The following is a 14,111-nucleotide window of genomic DNA, read 5'->3' on the forward strand; positions in this document are numbered from 1 at the left end:
TCAGGAGTTCCCGATGCAATTCGTCCAAGCCGATGCTTAACACCTGACAGCGTTCCCCGCCTACGATAGAATGCTGGATGGGAGGCTCATCAGGCGTTCCGTCATACACGACAACAATATTGACCTCAAAATCGTGAACTAGTGATCCTCGCTGCATTTTGTCCGAATTACGGTATGCTATCGCTCCTACAGCTTCCTCATCAACCGTATTTCCATAATAAAAAGAAAAGTTGGTTAATTCCACGTTTCCCTCCATACATTCCTTGGCGAATTTCAGCCATTTCAGTTATAATGTAATTCTACATGTCCATGTAAGTTCCTTCTTTTAGGAGATAAGATCTTATAAGATGACAAACGGAATTCAAGATTTCATTTCTTGTTTCGCCTTATTCCATAAACAACTATTTGAATGGACAGGAGTTTTCGAGCATGATCTTTAAGAATGCAAAAATCAACGCCTTCCGCACATGGGGATTGCTGCTGACAATGCTCGGCATGGGCCTTATGGTGCTTGGCACAGCCGGTATCGTATTCTTTGGACAAGCAGGCAAAATATTTGCCGGTATCGGATTGGTGTTTGGCCTGATTATGATGCTGGGAAGTCTCGGCATTTACTTTTGGGCAGGCATGCTGTCCACGAGCGCCGTCCAAATCCAGTGCCCGGAGTGCAATAAACTGACCAAAATGCTGGGCAAAACCGACCGCTGCATGTTCTGTCATACGATTTTGACGCTGGATCCAAGCCAAGCCAACATCACAGCAGAAGAGCTTGAAGCCCAGCAGACCAAATCCTAACAAGGATTTGCAGAACCTGCTTATTATGTAGGATTCGCAACGCTTAAGACGAATAAACACAAAGAACCCGGTTATCCTCGCGATAACCGGGTTCTTTGTGTTTAGGATGAGAATGATAAGTTCATGGATCCCTAATCGTGTATCGTCTTAAGAACATGCCAGGTTTCCGGGACGGCAAAGCTTCGATTCCAGGAAGCAATGCCGCCAAGCTCCAGCTTTTTGGCCATTTTGACCCGGGATTGCAATGAAGTGCCGTCTTCCATCCATATCTTCTTAATGGACTCTCCCTCCGTGAATTGGACATAATTCTGTCCGGTCCCGGCATCCAGCGAGCCTTTCACCTTCTGCTCCTTCAGCAGGGCCTGCAGCTTCTCCATACCAATCGCTTTGGAGGACACCTTCGTCTCTCCCGCTTCGCTCGTTTCCGTCCAGACCCTTGTATATAACGGTACGCCCAACACCAGCTTGGATGGCGGTACTGCATCCTCTTCCATGATTCGCCTTACCGACTGCTCAGCCCATGGCAGTGAGGAGACCGATCCAGCTTTCGGACTGGTGGCCCAGTGCTCGTCGTAGGCCATCACCATCATGTAATCAACGGTTTCGCCGAGTCGTTTCCGGTCGAGAAAGAGCGACCACATCTCGCTGTTCGATTTGGGCGTAACATCGATGGACACAACCAAACCTCTGGCTTTGGCCAGCGGCTTCATTTCCCGCACGAATTGTACGACATGATCTTTATCCTTGGTGTAGACATTTTCAAAGTCGATATTGATACCGTCGAGATTGTATTGCTTGGCATAAGCCAGCATCTGTTCAATGATATGGGATCTTCTATCGAACGTAGACAGCGCTTCAGTTGTCAGGTCAGGGTCAAAGCTGTTGTCCATAAGACCCCAAACTTCCTTGTTCCTGTTATGCGCCCAACTCACATAATGCTTAACCGCTTTGGACTTGACTGTTCCTTCTCCGTCCACGATGCTGAACCAGGTCGGACTGACCACGTTGACACCGGGCAGTTCGCCAATGCTATCCGTGCTTGGATTCTTGGTGTAAACGGCTTCCCATACCAGGTTGACCGACTTGTCCTTCCATTCCAGCTCAGCCCGCGAAGGGGTCTGCTTCAGAGCCGGAATTTCCTTCAGTTCCCCAAGCTCGATCTGCTCTTTAAGAACATATCCGGTATACCCGTTATCCGCCTGAACGAATAACCATCCCTCCTCTTCGCGCCATACCCGAATCCGCTCACCGGCCGGCATGTCCAGTACAATCGGGGACTTCTTCTCCCCGCTCTCGCGCAGAGCCACGGTGTCCTCAGGTTTACCGGGAGCCGCCTTCGCAAGCTGAATCGCATCCCCGGCGCGCATCAAAATGATCGCGCCTGTTACCGAGTCTTCGTGAACGGCCACGCCATAATGCTGTTTGAGCGGCTTCAGCGGAACATAAGCAATGCCGTTAACCAGTTCAGGCGCATACGGCAGGGTCACCGTTTTGCCGTTCAGTTCCCCCTTCGTGCTATCCATCTTCATGCGAAAAACCGATTCGGAAGTCGTGATAATAATGGATTCCGTTTCCTGCTCGTAACGGATGTTGGCATCCACGCTCTCCTGAATCACCGTGATCGGCAGCAGCAGCTCTTCGCCAGACCCCAGAGCAGGATGCTCCTTCAATTCGCCCTGAACGAAAATCGGCTTGTCCATTCCGCGCCAGTCCGGTACGGTATAGGTCTGGTTCGGAAACAACGTGGTGACAACCCACCAAACCCCCGCCGCAATCAGCATCAGCCCCAGATAAAAAGAGCTTCTGTTTGTACGCCTCTTTTTTCCCCGATATCTTCTTCTTGCCAAACTGCTCCCCCATTTCACTTTCGCACCCAATGCCATCGCGAAAAAATAAGCCCTTAAAAATAAAAACGTGTGGAATGGTTCATTCCGCACGTTCATCATCTATAACAACCGGCGTCTATTGACAGGACTTGCAGAGCCCATACAGCTCCATTCTCAGTCCTTTTACTTCAAATCCGGTGCTTTTCTCAGCCTGCACTCCCACATCTTCGAGGGACGGATAGCTGAAATCTTCGATTTTGCCGCAACTTTGACAGATGACATGATGATGGTCGGAGACGTTGGCGTCAAAACGACTCGAATTGTCTCCGTACGTCAGCTCACGCACCATGCCGGCTTCAATAAACATTTTTAAATTGTTATATACTGTGGCTACGCTCATACTAGGAAAATTAGGTTCCAGAGCCCGATAAATTTCATCCGCTGTCGGATGGCCCATAGATTCCACCAGATACGTTAAAATCGCATGACGTTGCGGCGTGATACGGACACCGGTCGTTTTCAGTTGTTCCAGCGCATGCTGTACGGACGTTCCCATGGTTGCCCACCGCCTTCAAGGTTAACTGGTTTTTACAAAGCTTAGATCGCTCTTACGCTTTATTGTACGGCGTTTCTTGGATTGTTGTCAATCCGGCAGAGGCGTCCAGCCCCCGCTGTTCCGGCCTTCCTCCTGTTCCGGGTAGCTCCGGTAAATGTTCAGGTTACTGTTACCTTCAATCCGAATGGAATGCTCGCCGGTGCCGGATTCCCCGGAAATGGTTTTCTGCTCGATCTTAAGATTAGGCAGCGTGGTCAGAATTCTTCCATAACTAATCGTCCCTTCAAGCTTGTAATCGCCCTCTAGAGGAACGTGAAGATTCATCTCTCCAACCGCGCTATATACATTCCAATCGCCTCCGATCCGAGGGGAACGAATGGCTACTCCGCCATTAAGGGACTCGGCGCTTAATTGCGACTCCGCGCCGCTGATCAGAATATTGCCGTTCCTCGTCTGGACCCGGATATGATCCGTCGTTCGTTTTACCGTCATGTTTCCTACTTGCGTGGTCAAGTCGGTCTCGCCCGTGATGTCGACGGCCAGCATATTCCCGCGGTTGGTGGACATTTTAATATTACCGATAACGCCGCGCGCGGTTATTTCGCCGTTCAGCGTTTTGCCTGTGACATTCCCGTAGACCCGATCCATCGTGATGGGCCCATTCCCGCTCTCCAGCAAAATATTCTCAATCGCCTCCACGCGGTTTAAGGTAATCGCTCCGTTCATCGTCCGTATCTCAAAATTGAACCGGCGATCATCCGGGACCTCGATATTCAAATTCATTCGGGGCTGCCGTTTACCCGATTCTCCATAGGCTTTTCCCTTGGACCGAATCGTGATCGTCTTGCCTTCCCCGACCTCGATCGTCGACTGCTCGGCGATCGCCTCCGCTACACCGGGCTGCTCTCGGTCGACCCACACTACCGCTTCGACCCGGATATCGTCGACATCCTGTCGCGTGATGGAGATATCTCCGTTCAAGTGATCGACGATGATCTTCTCGGTGTCGAGCTCCACCGGTATATCCAGTGCCGGCTTCTGGAACCGGTTATCTTCCGCTTCGCTGTAATCCACGCCCGCTGCCGTCAAATTCAGGCTCACCCGGTTCCAGAGATGAAGGAAATGCTCCTGCTGGGAAATCACGAATACGGACGCCGTAACGGCGACTGCCAGCAGAATTCCCCGAATATCCGGCCGAAACCGAAATTCCCTGCGCCGGCCCAGGGCGCGGGACAGCGTATACCTGACTATATATTCAACGCCGAGCAGGATAAACAGCAGCGGCCACCAACGCTGGAGCATGAATATATAATCCGTCCCTCTCCACTCGTCAAGCAGCAGCAAAGCGCCCGTACTGACAAGCAGCAAGGCGGCCGTATATCGCCCAACTCTGATTTTATGTTTCATCCGTCTCCTCCCCTCGTCTGATTACGCGGCTTTCACCCATGTGCCGCTGTACGTGTACTATAGGGATTCTCTCTTGTCTTTATGATGCCTGAGAGCTTCCCGGATCCCGGCCCAAATCCCGATAACGATGAGCACGACGGCGGAGGCCTCCGCACCGTAGTCGCGAATCCCCTGCTGCAGCCAAGGCGGCTTCTGGTGAAACAAAATGAGCAGGGACCCGGTAACAACCAGCATCAAGCCAAAAGCGATTCCCCGTTCGCCGCGGAACAGATGATTCGCCCCGTTCCCTCTTCCGTCACCTCCGGAAGCAGCGGCTGCCTCGCCGCGTCTTTTTCGGGAAATAATATATTCGGCTGCCTGCAGCACGTCATACACGTTATAGAAATAACCGACCGGAATCAGAAGCCCCAGCACGACAAGCAGCGGAACGTTGATCTGCATGCCGATGGAAGAGAAATATAGAAGCGCCGATATATCCAGCAGCAGTAGCATGATGAACGTGATTCCCTTACGGTACATGCCGAGGTACAGATGACCCAAACCTGGAATGAGAGCGGCTAATAAAAGCGCGTAGAGTTTCCGTCTTTTTCGCTGAAGTCCGGGATGCCGCTTCATCCGAATCGAGCGCCTTTTTTTCTTGCGGACTGCGGTTTGCATTTCGGTGGTTGGATTCATAACCTTCTCGCCTCCTTCCAAACATCAAGGGACTGGCGTTGTTTACCGATGTTTTTCTTTGATAGTACCCCAATGCGAAGCCGAAGTAACTGGCAAAAAACTGGATAGGCCGTTCAGGAGAAGCTGATAAGCCTACAAAAAAACGGCCCTGCCGGTAATTCAGCAGATGCCGTTTGGTTATGATGATGGAAACCGGTTACTCAGCCGTTACCATCGTTACGTGGCCGATTCCCCGCAACTGCCGGGTGATCTCCATCGGTTCGAATTTGCGATCGGTCAAAACCTGCAGCGAGATTTCGAGGCCTAATACCGCAGGCTGCAGCTCCCCGTATGCCGCACTGCTTCGTTCGTTAACGATAAGCTTCTTGATCACGAATTCCTGTTCCTCCAGAACAGCGGATATGTCATCCAAAATATTCGGCGTATTCGCTGCATGGACAGTAATCAGATGCAGTTTGCTGCCGCGGATGTAACGCTGCTCCAGCTTATTGAAGACAACCAGATTAAGAAGAATCAGCACCGTCGATACGATCGAGGCAAAATAAAAGCCGGCACCAATCGCTAACCCCACGGCCCCCACAACCCAGATGGATGCAGCAGTGGTTAGTCCGGTAATGGATTTACCTGTAAACAGAATGGTACCGGCACCCAAGAAACCGATCCCTGTAATGACGGCCGTTGCCAAGCGCGCTGGATCAATCCGAACGTTAATCTCGTCTACAAAGTCGGAGAAGCCGTAAATGGATAACAGCATAATAAGCGTAGAACCCAAACATACCAATATATGCGTGCGCAGTCCTGCAGCATGGTTGGAACGTTCCCGTTCGAAACCGATCAAGCCGCCAAGCAGCATAGCCAGCAGCAATCTTAATAAAATGGATACATTATCTATCACCCAAGGATTATTCAAAAGAACGATACTCCCCTCACATCTGCTTCAATCGCTTATGCTTGATCATTCATTGTATATGAAGATGGAACTCGGTCAATTCCACACCCGGAGCTACCTCAAAAGCGTGATTTTTAACAAACCCGAATTTCTCGTACAAGGTTACCGCAGGTGTATTACGAGTCCCTGTCGAGACCACGAACATGGGCGCCTCCTTATAAGATTCCAACACGTGGCGAATTAAACTCCCCGCGATACCCTTGCGAAAATGACCGGGATGGACCATCATCCGCGATATGGTAACCTGATCCTCTTCGGGCTCTACCGCTATGGCTCCGATAAGATCCCCTTCTTCATTTATATAACCAAAAAAGGTTTCCCCGCTCGCACGGATCGTCTCAAAGGTGTCCAGCAGCGGAGGAATTTCGGAGAATCCGATCAATTCGGCTTCCAAAGGGTACGCCATGTGCTGCAGGCTCCATATCTGCTGTACGGTATCCCGATCCTCCAAGGATAGTTCCTTAATCATCCGTTCATCCCCTAACCGAGTTATTGTAAGAAAAAAGTCATCGGCGTTCTCTCAAAGAAGACAGGCCGCGTTTAACGGTATCTTTTCTGGCGATATCAGGCAGCAGCCTCTCCGAAGTTCATACTTTCTGATATCTTAAAAAGGAACTTGCCCCGATTTCGGGACAAGCTCCACATCTTCTAAAAACATGATTCGAGGAAACCCCCGGATCGTTTAATTATCCGTTCAGCACCTCAACCAGCAGTTTGTTGGCGAGGGCCGGGTTGGCTTTCCCTTTGCTCTCTTTCATCACTTGACCAACCAGGAAGCCGATCGCCTTCTGTTTGCCTGCCTTGTAATCCTCCACGGATTGCGGATTGTTCGCGACCACCTGCTCGACGATGCCTTTGATCGCACCTTCATCGCTGATTTGGACAAGTCCCTTTTCCTCAACGATTTGCGCAGGCAGCTTGCCGCTTTCCAGCATCTCCTTAAAGACGGTTTTCGCGATTTTGCTGCTGATGGTCCCCTTCTCGATCAAGCCGATCATCTCGCCCAAGCCTTGGCCCGTAATCTTCACTTCAGACAGTTCCAGATTGTTCGAGTTCAAATAACCCAGCAGATCGCCCATGATCCAGTTGGATACGGATTTGGCATCCTTCGTGTAGCTCAAGCTGTCCTCAAAAAAGTCGGCGAGCAGCTTGGATGACGTAATGACCGCAGCATCATAGTCCGGCAAGCCGTACTCGGAAGCATAGCGGGCCTTGCGAGCATCCGGAAGCTCGGGGATCGTCGCGCGAACCGCCTCTTTCCACTCTTCGCTGATATGCACCGATACCAGATCCGGGTCCGGGAAATAGCGGTAGTCGTGCGCCTGCTCCTTGCCTCGCATGGAGAAGGTCTTCGCCTGGGCTTCGTCCCAGCGCCGCGTTTCCTGTACGATCACGCCGCCTTCATCAAGGATTTCCGCTTGACGGAACTGCTCATATTCCAATCCGCGCTGCACGCCGCGGAAGGAGTTCATGTTCTTCAGCTCGGCTTTCGTTCCGAATTCCTTCTGTCCCCATGGACGAAGGCTGATGTTGGCGTCGCAGCGAAGCGAGCCCTCTTCCATCTTCACGTCGGATACGTCGCAATACTGCATAATCGCGCGCATTTTCTCCAAGTAAGCCTTGGCTTCCTCTGGCGTTGAGATCTCCGGTTCGGACACGATCTCAACGAGCGGCGTTCCGACCCGGTTAAAGTCGACCAGCGATGCATAACCTCCGTCGACATGCGTGAGCTTGCCGGCATCTTCCTCCAGGTGCAGGCGGGTAATGCCGATCCGCTTCGTCTTCCCGTCCACCTCAATATCGATCCAGCCGTTTTCGCCGATCGGCTGATCGTACTGTGAAATCTGGTATGCTTTCGGGGAATCCGGGTAGAAATAGTTCTTGCGGTCGAATTTGCTGACATCGCCGATGGTGCAGTTCAGCGCCATGGCAGCCTTTATGGCATATTCCACAGCCTGGCGGTTCAATACGGGCAGTACGCCGGGATGGCCAAGGCAGATGGGACATGTATGCGTGTTCGGCGGAGCTCCGAACGCAGTGGAGCAGCCGCAAAAAATTTTGGAATGGGTATGCAGCTCTACGTGAACTTCCAATCCGATAACCGTTTCATATTTAGATGTAGACATCGATTGTTTCCCTCCTTCTCTGCCGCCGGTTTACAGTTCAGGGCGCCGTTTATGATGATCTGTATTTTGCTCGTAGGCATGCGCGACGCGCAGCACGGTCGACTCATCAAAAGCTTTCCCGATAATTTGCATTCCTACGGGCAGTCCGTCCGCGAATCCGCAAGGGACGCTTACTGCCGGCACTCCCGCCAGGCTGACAGGAATCGTCAGGATATCGTTCAAATACATCGTCAGTGGATCATCGACTTGCGTCCCCAGCTTGAAAGCCGTAGTCGGAGCCGTAGGTCCGATGATGACATCATATTGCTCGAATACTTTATCGAAGTCCTGCTTGATGAGGGTGCGGGCTTTCTGCGCCTTCAAATAATAGGCATCGTAATAGCCCGAGCTGAGCGCGTAAGTCCCCAGCATGATGCGGCGTTTCACCTCATCCCCGAAGCCTTGGCTGCGGGATTCGTGATACAGGTCGATCAGGCTGCCTGCATTGTCGGAACGAACGCCGTAACGCACGCCGTCAAAGCGGGCCAGATTCGAGGAAGCCTCCGAAGAAGCAAGCAGATAATACGTAGCGACCGCATAATCGGTATGCGGGAGGGAAACTTCGTCCCAGGTAGCGCCCAGCGATTCAAGCACCTTCAGCGCGTTCAGGACGGTTTCCTTCACTTCGGCATCAACGCCCTCGCCCAAATATTCTTTAGGCACGGCGATGCGCAGACCGGCAACGTCTCCGGACAACGCGCTCAGATAGTCGGGCACGTCCACTTTGGCGGATGTCGAATCCATCGGGTCATAACCGGCGATGGCTTGAAGAACATAGGCAGAATCTTCTACGTTTTTCGTCAAAGGCCCGATCTGATCCAGCGATGAAGCGAAGGCGACAAGGCCAAACCGGGATACGAGTCCGTAGGTCGGCTTAAGTCCCACGACGCCGCAGTAAGAAGCCGGCTGCCGAATGGAGCCGCCGGTATCCGAGCCCAGCGCGAAGTAAGCTTCGCCGGCAGCTACGGCCGCAGCCGAGCCGCCGCTCGATCCGCCTGGTACACGGTCCAAGTCCCATGGGTTGCGTACGGGATAAAAGCTGGAGTTCTCATTGGAGCCTCCCATTGCAAATTCATCCATGTTCAGCTTGCCGATCGTTACGGTGTCCGCCGCGCGCAATTTACCGACAACCGTCGCATCGTAAACCGGCGTGAAATTAGACAGAAACTGACTTGCACATGTGGTGCGAAGCCCTTCCGTTACGATATTGTCCTTAATTCCGACAGGAAGTCCGAACAACAGTCCGCGCGTCTCCCCAGCAGCCAGCTTGTCGTCCAAAGCCTTGGCCGATGTACGCGCGCCTTCCTCGTCCAGCGTAATAAATGCCTTTACCCGATCCTCACGTTCGGAAATACGGGTAAACGCTTGGTCGACCAGATCGGTTACGGAAAGCTCCTTATTCTGCAGCTTATTATGTATCTCCGATAACTTGTAATCAAACAGACTCAAGTGTGTATCCTCCCTCCAGGCTATTCCAAAACAGCAGGTACTTTAATTTGATCGTCTTCTTCATCCGGTGCGTTGAGCAGCACTTTCTCGATCGGCAGGCTCTCGCGCACTTCGTCTTCCCGCATGACATTGCTGAGGTGCAGCACGTGCGTAGTCGGCTCAACGCCGTCTGTATCCAATTCGTTTAATTTCTCGGCATATTGTAAAATCGCATTCAGTTGGCCGGTAAACATCTGCTCTTCTTCAGGCGTCAAATTTAATCGGGCCAGCTTTGCTACATGCTGAACATCCTTATCGGTAATGCTCATGGCTTTGTGTCCTCCTTCATGCCCCTATCCAGTTAAAGGGGTAAAGTCTGTCTCGATAACTTTTCTCATTATATTGTAGAAGCATGGAAGATTCAATCCAATGGCTTGAAGCGTGGAGCTTTCTGGAACTGCTTGCCCGTCACTTCAAAAAAGAGTCGGCCTCAGCCGACTCTTCTAGATCCAAGCGCGAAGATTCACCTGTTTGATGAAGTCCGCCTGGGACATTGCTTCCTTGGTTTCCTCTTCCTCTTCAACACTTTCCAACTCGCCGTTCATCACTTGACGAAACAGCTTCTCATTATATGTCGACAGGGCGAAATCGATGAGCGCTTCCCGCTCGACCCGCTCGGCTTCCTGTTTCAACACGATTGATTCCAGCTCTACATCATCCGCCGGAACAAAAAAATTACGGTTGAGGCTCGGAATCCGAATGACGTAATCGAACGCATTGTCCGGATTTCGGTCATACGCGATGATATAACCGTATTGACCGATTGGAAGATTCTGCTCAAAGGCATCCGCAACGATTGTGATCTTTTCCCCTAAACGCAGCATCGTCTACCTCCTGAGTTGTCTATCCTTTTTCAAGCGATAAGAAAGTATAAACTTCTACAGCTAATCATCCTTATTTCCCAAGAAAACTTCCGCTATATGCGGTCTGTCTTCCGAAAAGTAAGTCGATTGCCATTTTCTTATCTTCATAGTCTACTAAAAAAAGATAGAGATGTCCATGTGATTCAGATAAAACCTGAATCTCCCATGGAAACTAGGATTGCGGGGACAATGGGCTCCGTCTGAGCAGCCTCGCGGCAACGATAATCGACAGCACCATGAGCAGTATCGCCACGATGATCGGAGACCAGACGCTGCTCACTTCGCCGACAATCCGCTCCGCGGCCATGCTGCTTAATCGGCCCGGGTTCCATTGAAGGCGGGAGGGCAGCAAACCGGACAAGAGCGAAAGCGCGCCGGCCACCGCCAAGCTGATGAAAGCAGCAGCAGGGCCGCGGAGGACGGCGCCGAGCGGCAAGGCAAGCGTTACGATCCAAGCCAGCCATACGACATACAATCCCCCGCCGCTGGCCACCGCTCCCCATTCCAAGGGACCGATGAGCAGATGCGTATAATACGCTGCGCCGCCAAGCCCAAGCGCAAAGGATGCGGCTATCAAAGTCATCATGGCGGCCCATTTGGCAGCCATCATGGGAATCGTGGATACCGAGCGGGCAAGAACAAGCTCAGCCGTGCCGGTGGCCCTTTCCCCAGCTACCGTGTTCATCCCCGCAAGCACAAGCACCAGCAGGCCGATGACGCTGAACTGGCTTAAGGCTGACGCCATCACGCTCTCGGCGGACGGGACGGTAAATAACGCCGCTGCTTCCGGCGGCACTTCTCCGGCCATGGTCAGGATTTCCGGCAAATAATAGGTCGATACCGGCTGCATAATGCCAAGCAGCAGAAAAACGGCGGGGACCCAAATCCATTTATAGGTCCGGCCGGACTCAAGCATCTCTTTTTGATAATAGATCCAGAACGGCTTCATGAGCCCACCACCTTCATAAACATATCCTCGAGCGTAGACGTGCCGGCTTCAAAACGAAGCAGCTCGATTCCGCCGTCGGCAAGCTCTTGGATTAAAGCGGCACGCGCCACCTCCATATCCGTCACCATCAGCTTGGCGCCGCGTTTGCCGAGCTCGATCTCTTGCACATAAGGACGGTTCGCGAGACTGTCGAGCCAAGCAACTTCCCGCTCCCCCGGTTCAACATCAATCGATAAGACCGGCTGGCGGTATTTCGTGCGTAGTTCGCTAAGCGCGCCCTTCTCCGCAATCTCCCCGTCTACCATCAGTATCATGTCATCGCAAATTTCTTCCGCATCATGAAGCACATGGGTCGAGAACAGAACGGTGACTTCCCCCCGCAGGCGGTCGAGCAGGTCCATAACCTCCCGGCGTCCGATTGGGTCCAGCGCCGATACCGGCTCGTCCAGCATGATCAGCTCCGGCTCGTGCACAAGCGCCTGTGCGATGCCAAGCCGCTGCTTCATTCCGCCGGAATAACCGGATATCCGGCGTTTGGCAGCCTGCTGCAGGCCCACCATCTCGATCACTTCCCGACTTCGCCGAAGGGCCTCTTTTCCGGATAATCCCGACAGCTTGGCGCTAAACGACAAATATTCCATACCTGACATCCAGCTATAAAACTTCGGATACTGCGGCAAGTAACCAATCCGGTGACGCCAACTGTCCGTATGGCCATCTCCCGATCCATATCGGATCTCGCCCCGGGTCGGAGGAATCAATCCTGCCAGCATTCGCAGCGTTGTCGTCTTCCCTGCGCCGTTCGGTCCCAGCAGTGCCGTACAGCCTCCGCGCTTCAATTCAAACGAGATGCCTTTAACCGGCATGATGCTTCCGATGCTTTTGGTCAGTTCATGAATGCTAAGAAGTTTCTCCGTCAAGCCTCTCGCCTCCCCGCAATAAAATAAGCAATGCTGCCAAGAATGTTACCCAGCAATATAATCAACACCCACATCCATCTCGGCCCACGTATGTTTGCCGGCTCTGCCCGAAACAAAGATATAAGACCCGTGACCGCAAGAATCGCTTGCAGTGCAAGAATCGGCCAGATCAATCCCCAGTTAATATCCATAACAATCCCCCATGTTCCATATTTAATGAAGAAGCTTAAGACTCGCTGCCGTCTTTACGAATGACGAATATCCAGTAAAAGAGCAGCGGCAACGGCATCGTCGTAGACCCCCATATCCCCCAGAACCAAGCCATCTTGCCAAGCCCCCGCTTCCTTGCATCCAGGAAAAGCCATGTCCCTTGGATCAGCACCAGCACAACGGCAAGGACGATCACTACCAGCGGGCTCTCGTTCACTTCATTCATCGGATTCCCTTCTTTCCGGCAGATCTCAGACTCTTGGAAAATACAAGGACGGAAATTCCCGCGACCATGCCGAACCCGTGAATAAACAGCAGGATCATCGGCGCTGCCAAGGCAGCCATCAATCCCCCACCGACGATAAAGAGCGCAACCAGAAGAAAGAGAAGCAACTCGTATTTCATCCGCTTCCGTTTGCGTTCCAAGGTATGAACGGCCAACGCATGCAGTCCTTCCAGGGATGGGGATGGCGCATCTTCAAACAATTGATCCACCCGCTTCATTTCCTGGTTCAATTCTTCAATCCATTTTTCATCCTCATGTTCAGGTCCTCTGACCATCGTCACCCATCTCCTTTCGCAGCTGTTTAATGCCGTAGGCGGTCCGCGATTTCACCGTTCCTTCGGGAATGCCGAGCATCGTTCCGATTTCCTCGTAGCTGTAGCCGTAATAGTGCTTCAGCAGGATGGCAATCCGATGATCCTCGGATAATCGGGACAATCCATCCAGCATATCCGTCCAGTCTTCTCCCCGCCGCTCCATCTGCCAGCGCATCCGCCTTGCCGACTGAACCGCCTCCTGCTCCAGCCATTTCTTCTCCCGTTTCTTTCGCCGGGTATTATCGATGAACAAACGGGTAGCAATGGTAATCATCCAAGAGGAGAAGGACGAAGTCCCGTTGTAACGGTTCATATTCTCCATGCATCGAACGATGGTATCCTGCGCGGTATCTTCGGCAAGCATCGGGTCCATCGTCACTTTCAGCAAATATTTATAAAGGAAGGAGTAATGCTGCTTGAACAGCAGCGCCATGGCAGCAGCATCTCCTAACTGCGCTTGTCGTATCAAATCCTCTTCGCCAGGGATCATGATTGAAATCATCACCTTCTTTCGCCTTCGCCTGTAGTACGAATAACTGCAGCCAATCGTTCAAACGGTTATTATATTTATCGTGTACCAAATGATGTAATTTATATAGATGCCTCCGGATGCTTCAGAAATTTCTTATGGTATCCGTAAAAAAACAAAAAAAAGCAGCCGGTTGACCCGGCTGCAGTCTCCAATCGGAGGATCATTGTTTCTCACTT

At 52.0% G+C, this 14,111-nt stretch carries 18 protein-coding genes (1 of these 18 running past the window's edge); 1 reads left to right on the forward strand and 17 read right to left on the reverse strand.

The features are described from left to right. Positions 1 to 244 carry the 5' portion of a nucleotidyltransferase-like protein gene (locus GYMC10_RS27310; RefSeq protein WP_015737450.1) on the reverse strand. Its footprint begins 638 nt before the window's first position, so 244 of the gene's 882 nt are visible here — the first part of the coding sequence; its start codon is at positions 242 to 244; its stop codon lies off the left edge, out of view. Positions 245 to 429: 185 nt separating this feature from the next. On the opposite strand from GYMC10_RS27310, the gene GYMC10_RS27315 reads away from it, so the two are divergent. Beyond that, positions 430 to 795, forward strand: a complete 366-nt coding sequence (locus GYMC10_RS27315) for a YgzB family protein (RefSeq protein ID WP_006212663.1) — start codon at positions 430 to 432, stop codon at positions 793 to 795. A gap of 131 nt (positions 796 to 926) precedes the next feature. On the opposite strand, the gene GYMC10_RS27320 is transcribed toward GYMC10_RS27315, so the two are convergent. The 16 genes from GYMC10_RS27320 to sigY all read right to left on the reverse strand — a co-directional run bounded on the left by GYMC10_RS27320 (position 927) and on the right by sigY (position 13,905). After that, on the reverse strand, positions 927 to 2,678 hold the full coding sequence (locus GYMC10_RS27320; RefSeq protein ID WP_144374358.1) for a glycosyl hydrolase family 18 protein: 1,752 nt from the start codon (positions 2,676 to 2,678) through the stop codon (positions 927 to 929). 79 nt (positions 2,679 to 2,757) lie between these two features. After that, positions 2,758 to 3,177, reverse strand: a complete 420-nt coding sequence (locus tag GYMC10_RS27325) for a Fur family transcriptional regulator (protein ID WP_015737452.1) — start codon at positions 3,175 to 3,177, stop codon at positions 2,758 to 2,760. 87 nt (positions 3,178 to 3,264) lie between these two features. Further along, positions 3,265 to 4,584, reverse strand: a complete 1,320-nt coding sequence (locus GYMC10_RS27330) for a DUF4097 family beta strand repeat-containing protein (protein ID WP_015737453.1) — start codon at positions 4,582 to 4,584, stop codon at positions 3,265 to 3,267. A 57-nt stretch (positions 4,585 to 4,641) separates the two neighbouring features. Beyond that, entirely contained in the window at positions 4,642 to 5,259 is a 618-nt protein-coding gene (locus tag GYMC10_RS27335) for a hypothetical protein (RefSeq protein ID WP_015737454.1), read from the reverse strand. A gap of 196 nt (positions 5,260 to 5,455) precedes the next feature. Next, positions 5,456 to 6,169, reverse strand: a complete 714-nt coding sequence (locus tag GYMC10_RS27340) for an MgtC/SapB family protein (RefSeq protein WP_015737455.1) — start codon at positions 6,167 to 6,169, stop codon at positions 5,456 to 5,458. A 49-nt stretch (positions 6,170 to 6,218) separates the two neighbouring features. Further along, positions 6,219 to 6,677, reverse strand: a complete 459-nt coding sequence (locus GYMC10_RS27345; protein WP_015737456.1) for a GNAT family N-acetyltransferase — start codon at positions 6,675 to 6,677, stop codon at positions 6,219 to 6,221. 217 nt (positions 6,678 to 6,894) lie between these two features. Beyond that, positions 6,895 to 8,334, reverse strand: coding sequence for an Asp-tRNA(Asn)/Glu-tRNA(Gln) amidotransferase subunit GatB (gene gatB, locus GYMC10_RS27350; RefSeq protein ID WP_015737457.1), 1,440 nt, complete (start codon positions 8,332 to 8,334; stop codon positions 6,895 to 6,897). A gap of 30 nt (positions 8,335 to 8,364) precedes the next feature. Further along, a complete protein-coding gene (gene gatA, locus GYMC10_RS27355) occupies positions 8,365 to 9,822 on the reverse strand; it encodes an Asp-tRNA(Asn)/Glu-tRNA(Gln) amidotransferase subunit GatA (protein ID WP_009594131.1) in 1,458 nt (485 codons plus the stop codon). A 20-nt stretch (positions 9,823 to 9,842) separates the two neighbouring features. After that, positions 9,843 to 10,130 carry an Asp-tRNA(Asn)/Glu-tRNA(Gln) amidotransferase subunit GatC gene (gene gatC, locus GYMC10_RS27360; RefSeq protein WP_009594109.1) on the reverse strand — a complete coding sequence of 96 codons (288 nt, stop codon included), beginning with the start codon at positions 10,128 to 10,130 and terminating at the stop codon, positions 9,843 to 9,845. A 174-nt stretch (positions 10,131 to 10,304) separates the two neighbouring features. Continuing rightward, the gene (locus tag GYMC10_RS27365) at positions 10,305 to 10,685 is read right to left on the reverse strand and encodes a hypothetical protein (RefSeq protein WP_009594088.1); all 381 of its coding nucleotides are present in this window, start codon (positions 10,683 to 10,685) and stop codon (positions 10,305 to 10,307) included. 211 nt (positions 10,686 to 10,896) lie between these two features. Then, the gene (locus tag GYMC10_RS27370) at positions 10,897 to 11,673 is read right to left on the reverse strand and encodes a hypothetical protein (protein WP_015737458.1); all 777 of its coding nucleotides are present in this window, start codon (positions 11,671 to 11,673) and stop codon (positions 10,897 to 10,899) included. Next, positions 11,670 to 12,593 carry an ABC transporter ATP-binding protein gene (locus GYMC10_RS27375; RefSeq protein ID WP_015737459.1) on the reverse strand — a complete coding sequence of 308 codons (924 nt, stop codon included), beginning with the start codon at positions 12,591 to 12,593 and terminating at the stop codon, positions 11,670 to 11,672. The genes GYMC10_RS27370 and GYMC10_RS27375 overlap by 4 nt, the downstream gene beginning before the upstream one ends. Beyond that, on the reverse strand, positions 12,590 to 12,784 hold the full coding sequence (locus GYMC10_RS27380) for a PLDc N-terminal domain-containing protein (protein WP_015737460.1): 195 nt from the start codon (positions 12,782 to 12,784) through the stop codon (positions 12,590 to 12,592). Before GYMC10_RS27380 ends, GYMC10_RS27375 begins: the two co-directional genes overlap by 4 nt. Before the next feature lie 35 nt (positions 12,785 to 12,819). Continuing rightward, positions 12,820 to 13,029 carry a hypothetical protein gene (locus GYMC10_RS27385; protein ID WP_009594077.1) on the reverse strand — a complete coding sequence of 70 codons (210 nt, stop codon included), beginning with the start codon at positions 13,027 to 13,029 and terminating at the stop codon, positions 12,820 to 12,822. Continuing rightward, the gene (locus GYMC10_RS27390; protein WP_015737461.1) at positions 13,026 to 13,364 is read right to left on the reverse strand and encodes a YxlC family protein; all 339 of its coding nucleotides are present in this window, start codon (positions 13,362 to 13,364) and stop codon (positions 13,026 to 13,028) included. Before GYMC10_RS27390 ends, GYMC10_RS27385 begins: the two co-directional genes overlap by 4 nt. Next, positions 13,348 to 13,905, reverse strand: a complete 558-nt coding sequence (gene sigY, locus GYMC10_RS27395) for an RNA polymerase sigma factor SigY (protein WP_015737462.1) — start codon at positions 13,903 to 13,905, stop codon at positions 13,348 to 13,350. Before sigY ends, GYMC10_RS27390 begins: the two co-directional genes overlap by 17 nt. Positions 13,906 to 14,111: the final 206 nt, after the last annotated feature.

This window comes from Paenibacillus sp. Y412MC10, from assembly GCF_000024685.1.
Taxonomy (GTDB): Bacteria; Bacillota; Bacilli; order Paenibacillales; family Paenibacillaceae; genus Paenibacillus_AQ; species Paenibacillus_AQ lautus_A.

What these genes read in the sequence shown, in the direction of transcription:
- GYMC10_RS27315 (WP_006212663.1), top strand. Translation starts at nt 430, where the DNA reads ATGATCTTTAAGAATGCAAAAATCAACGCCTTCCGCACATGGGGATTG.
- GYMC10_RS27320 (WP_144374358.1), bottom strand. Translation starts at nt 2,678, where the DNA reads ATGGCATTGGGTGCGAAAGTGAAATGGGGGAGCAGTTTGGCAAGAAGA.
- GYMC10_RS27325 (WP_015737452.1), bottom strand. Translation starts at nt 3,177, where the DNA reads ATGGGAACGTCCGTACAGCATGCGCTGGAACAACTGAAAACGACCGGT.
- GYMC10_RS27330 (WP_015737453.1), bottom strand. Translation starts at nt 4,584, where the DNA reads ATGAAACATAAAATCAGAGTTGGGCGATATACGGCCGCCTTGCTGCTT.
- GYMC10_RS27335 (WP_015737454.1), bottom strand. Translation starts at nt 5,259, where the DNA reads ATGAATCCAACCACCGAAATGCAAACCGCAGTCCGCAAGAAAAAAAGG.
- GYMC10_RS27345 (WP_015737456.1), bottom strand. Translation starts at nt 6,677, where the DNA reads ATGATTAAGGAACTATCCTTGGAGGATCGGGATACCGTACAGCAGATA.
- gatB (WP_015737457.1), bottom strand. Translation starts at nt 8,334, where the DNA reads ATGTCTACATCTAAATATGAAACGGTTATCGGATTGGAAGTTCACGTA.
- gatC (WP_009594109.1), bottom strand. Translation starts at nt 10,130, where the DNA reads ATGAGCATTACCGATAAGGATGTTCAGCATGTAGCAAAGCTGGCCCGA.
- GYMC10_RS27365 (WP_009594088.1), bottom strand. Translation starts at nt 10,685, where the DNA reads ATGCTGCGTTTAGGGGAAAAGATCACAATCGTTGCGGATGCCTTTGAG.
- GYMC10_RS27370 (WP_015737458.1), bottom strand. Translation starts at nt 11,673, where the DNA reads ATGAAGCCGTTCTGGATCTATTATCAAAAAGAGATGCTTGAGTCCGGC.
- GYMC10_RS27380 (WP_015737460.1), bottom strand. Translation starts at nt 12,784, where the DNA reads ATGGATATTAACTGGGGATTGATCTGGCCGATTCTTGCACTGCAAGCG.
- GYMC10_RS27385 (WP_009594077.1), bottom strand. Translation starts at nt 13,029, where the DNA reads ATGAATGAAGTGAACGAGAGCCCGCTGGTAGTGATCGTCCTTGCCGTT.
- GYMC10_RS27390 (WP_015737461.1), bottom strand. Translation starts at nt 13,364, where the DNA reads ATGGTCAGAGGACCTGAACATGAGGATGAAAAATGGATTGAAGAATTG.
- sigY (WP_015737462.1), bottom strand. Translation starts at nt 13,905, where the DNA reads ATGATTTCAATCATGATCCCTGGCGAAGAGGATTTGATACGACAAGCG.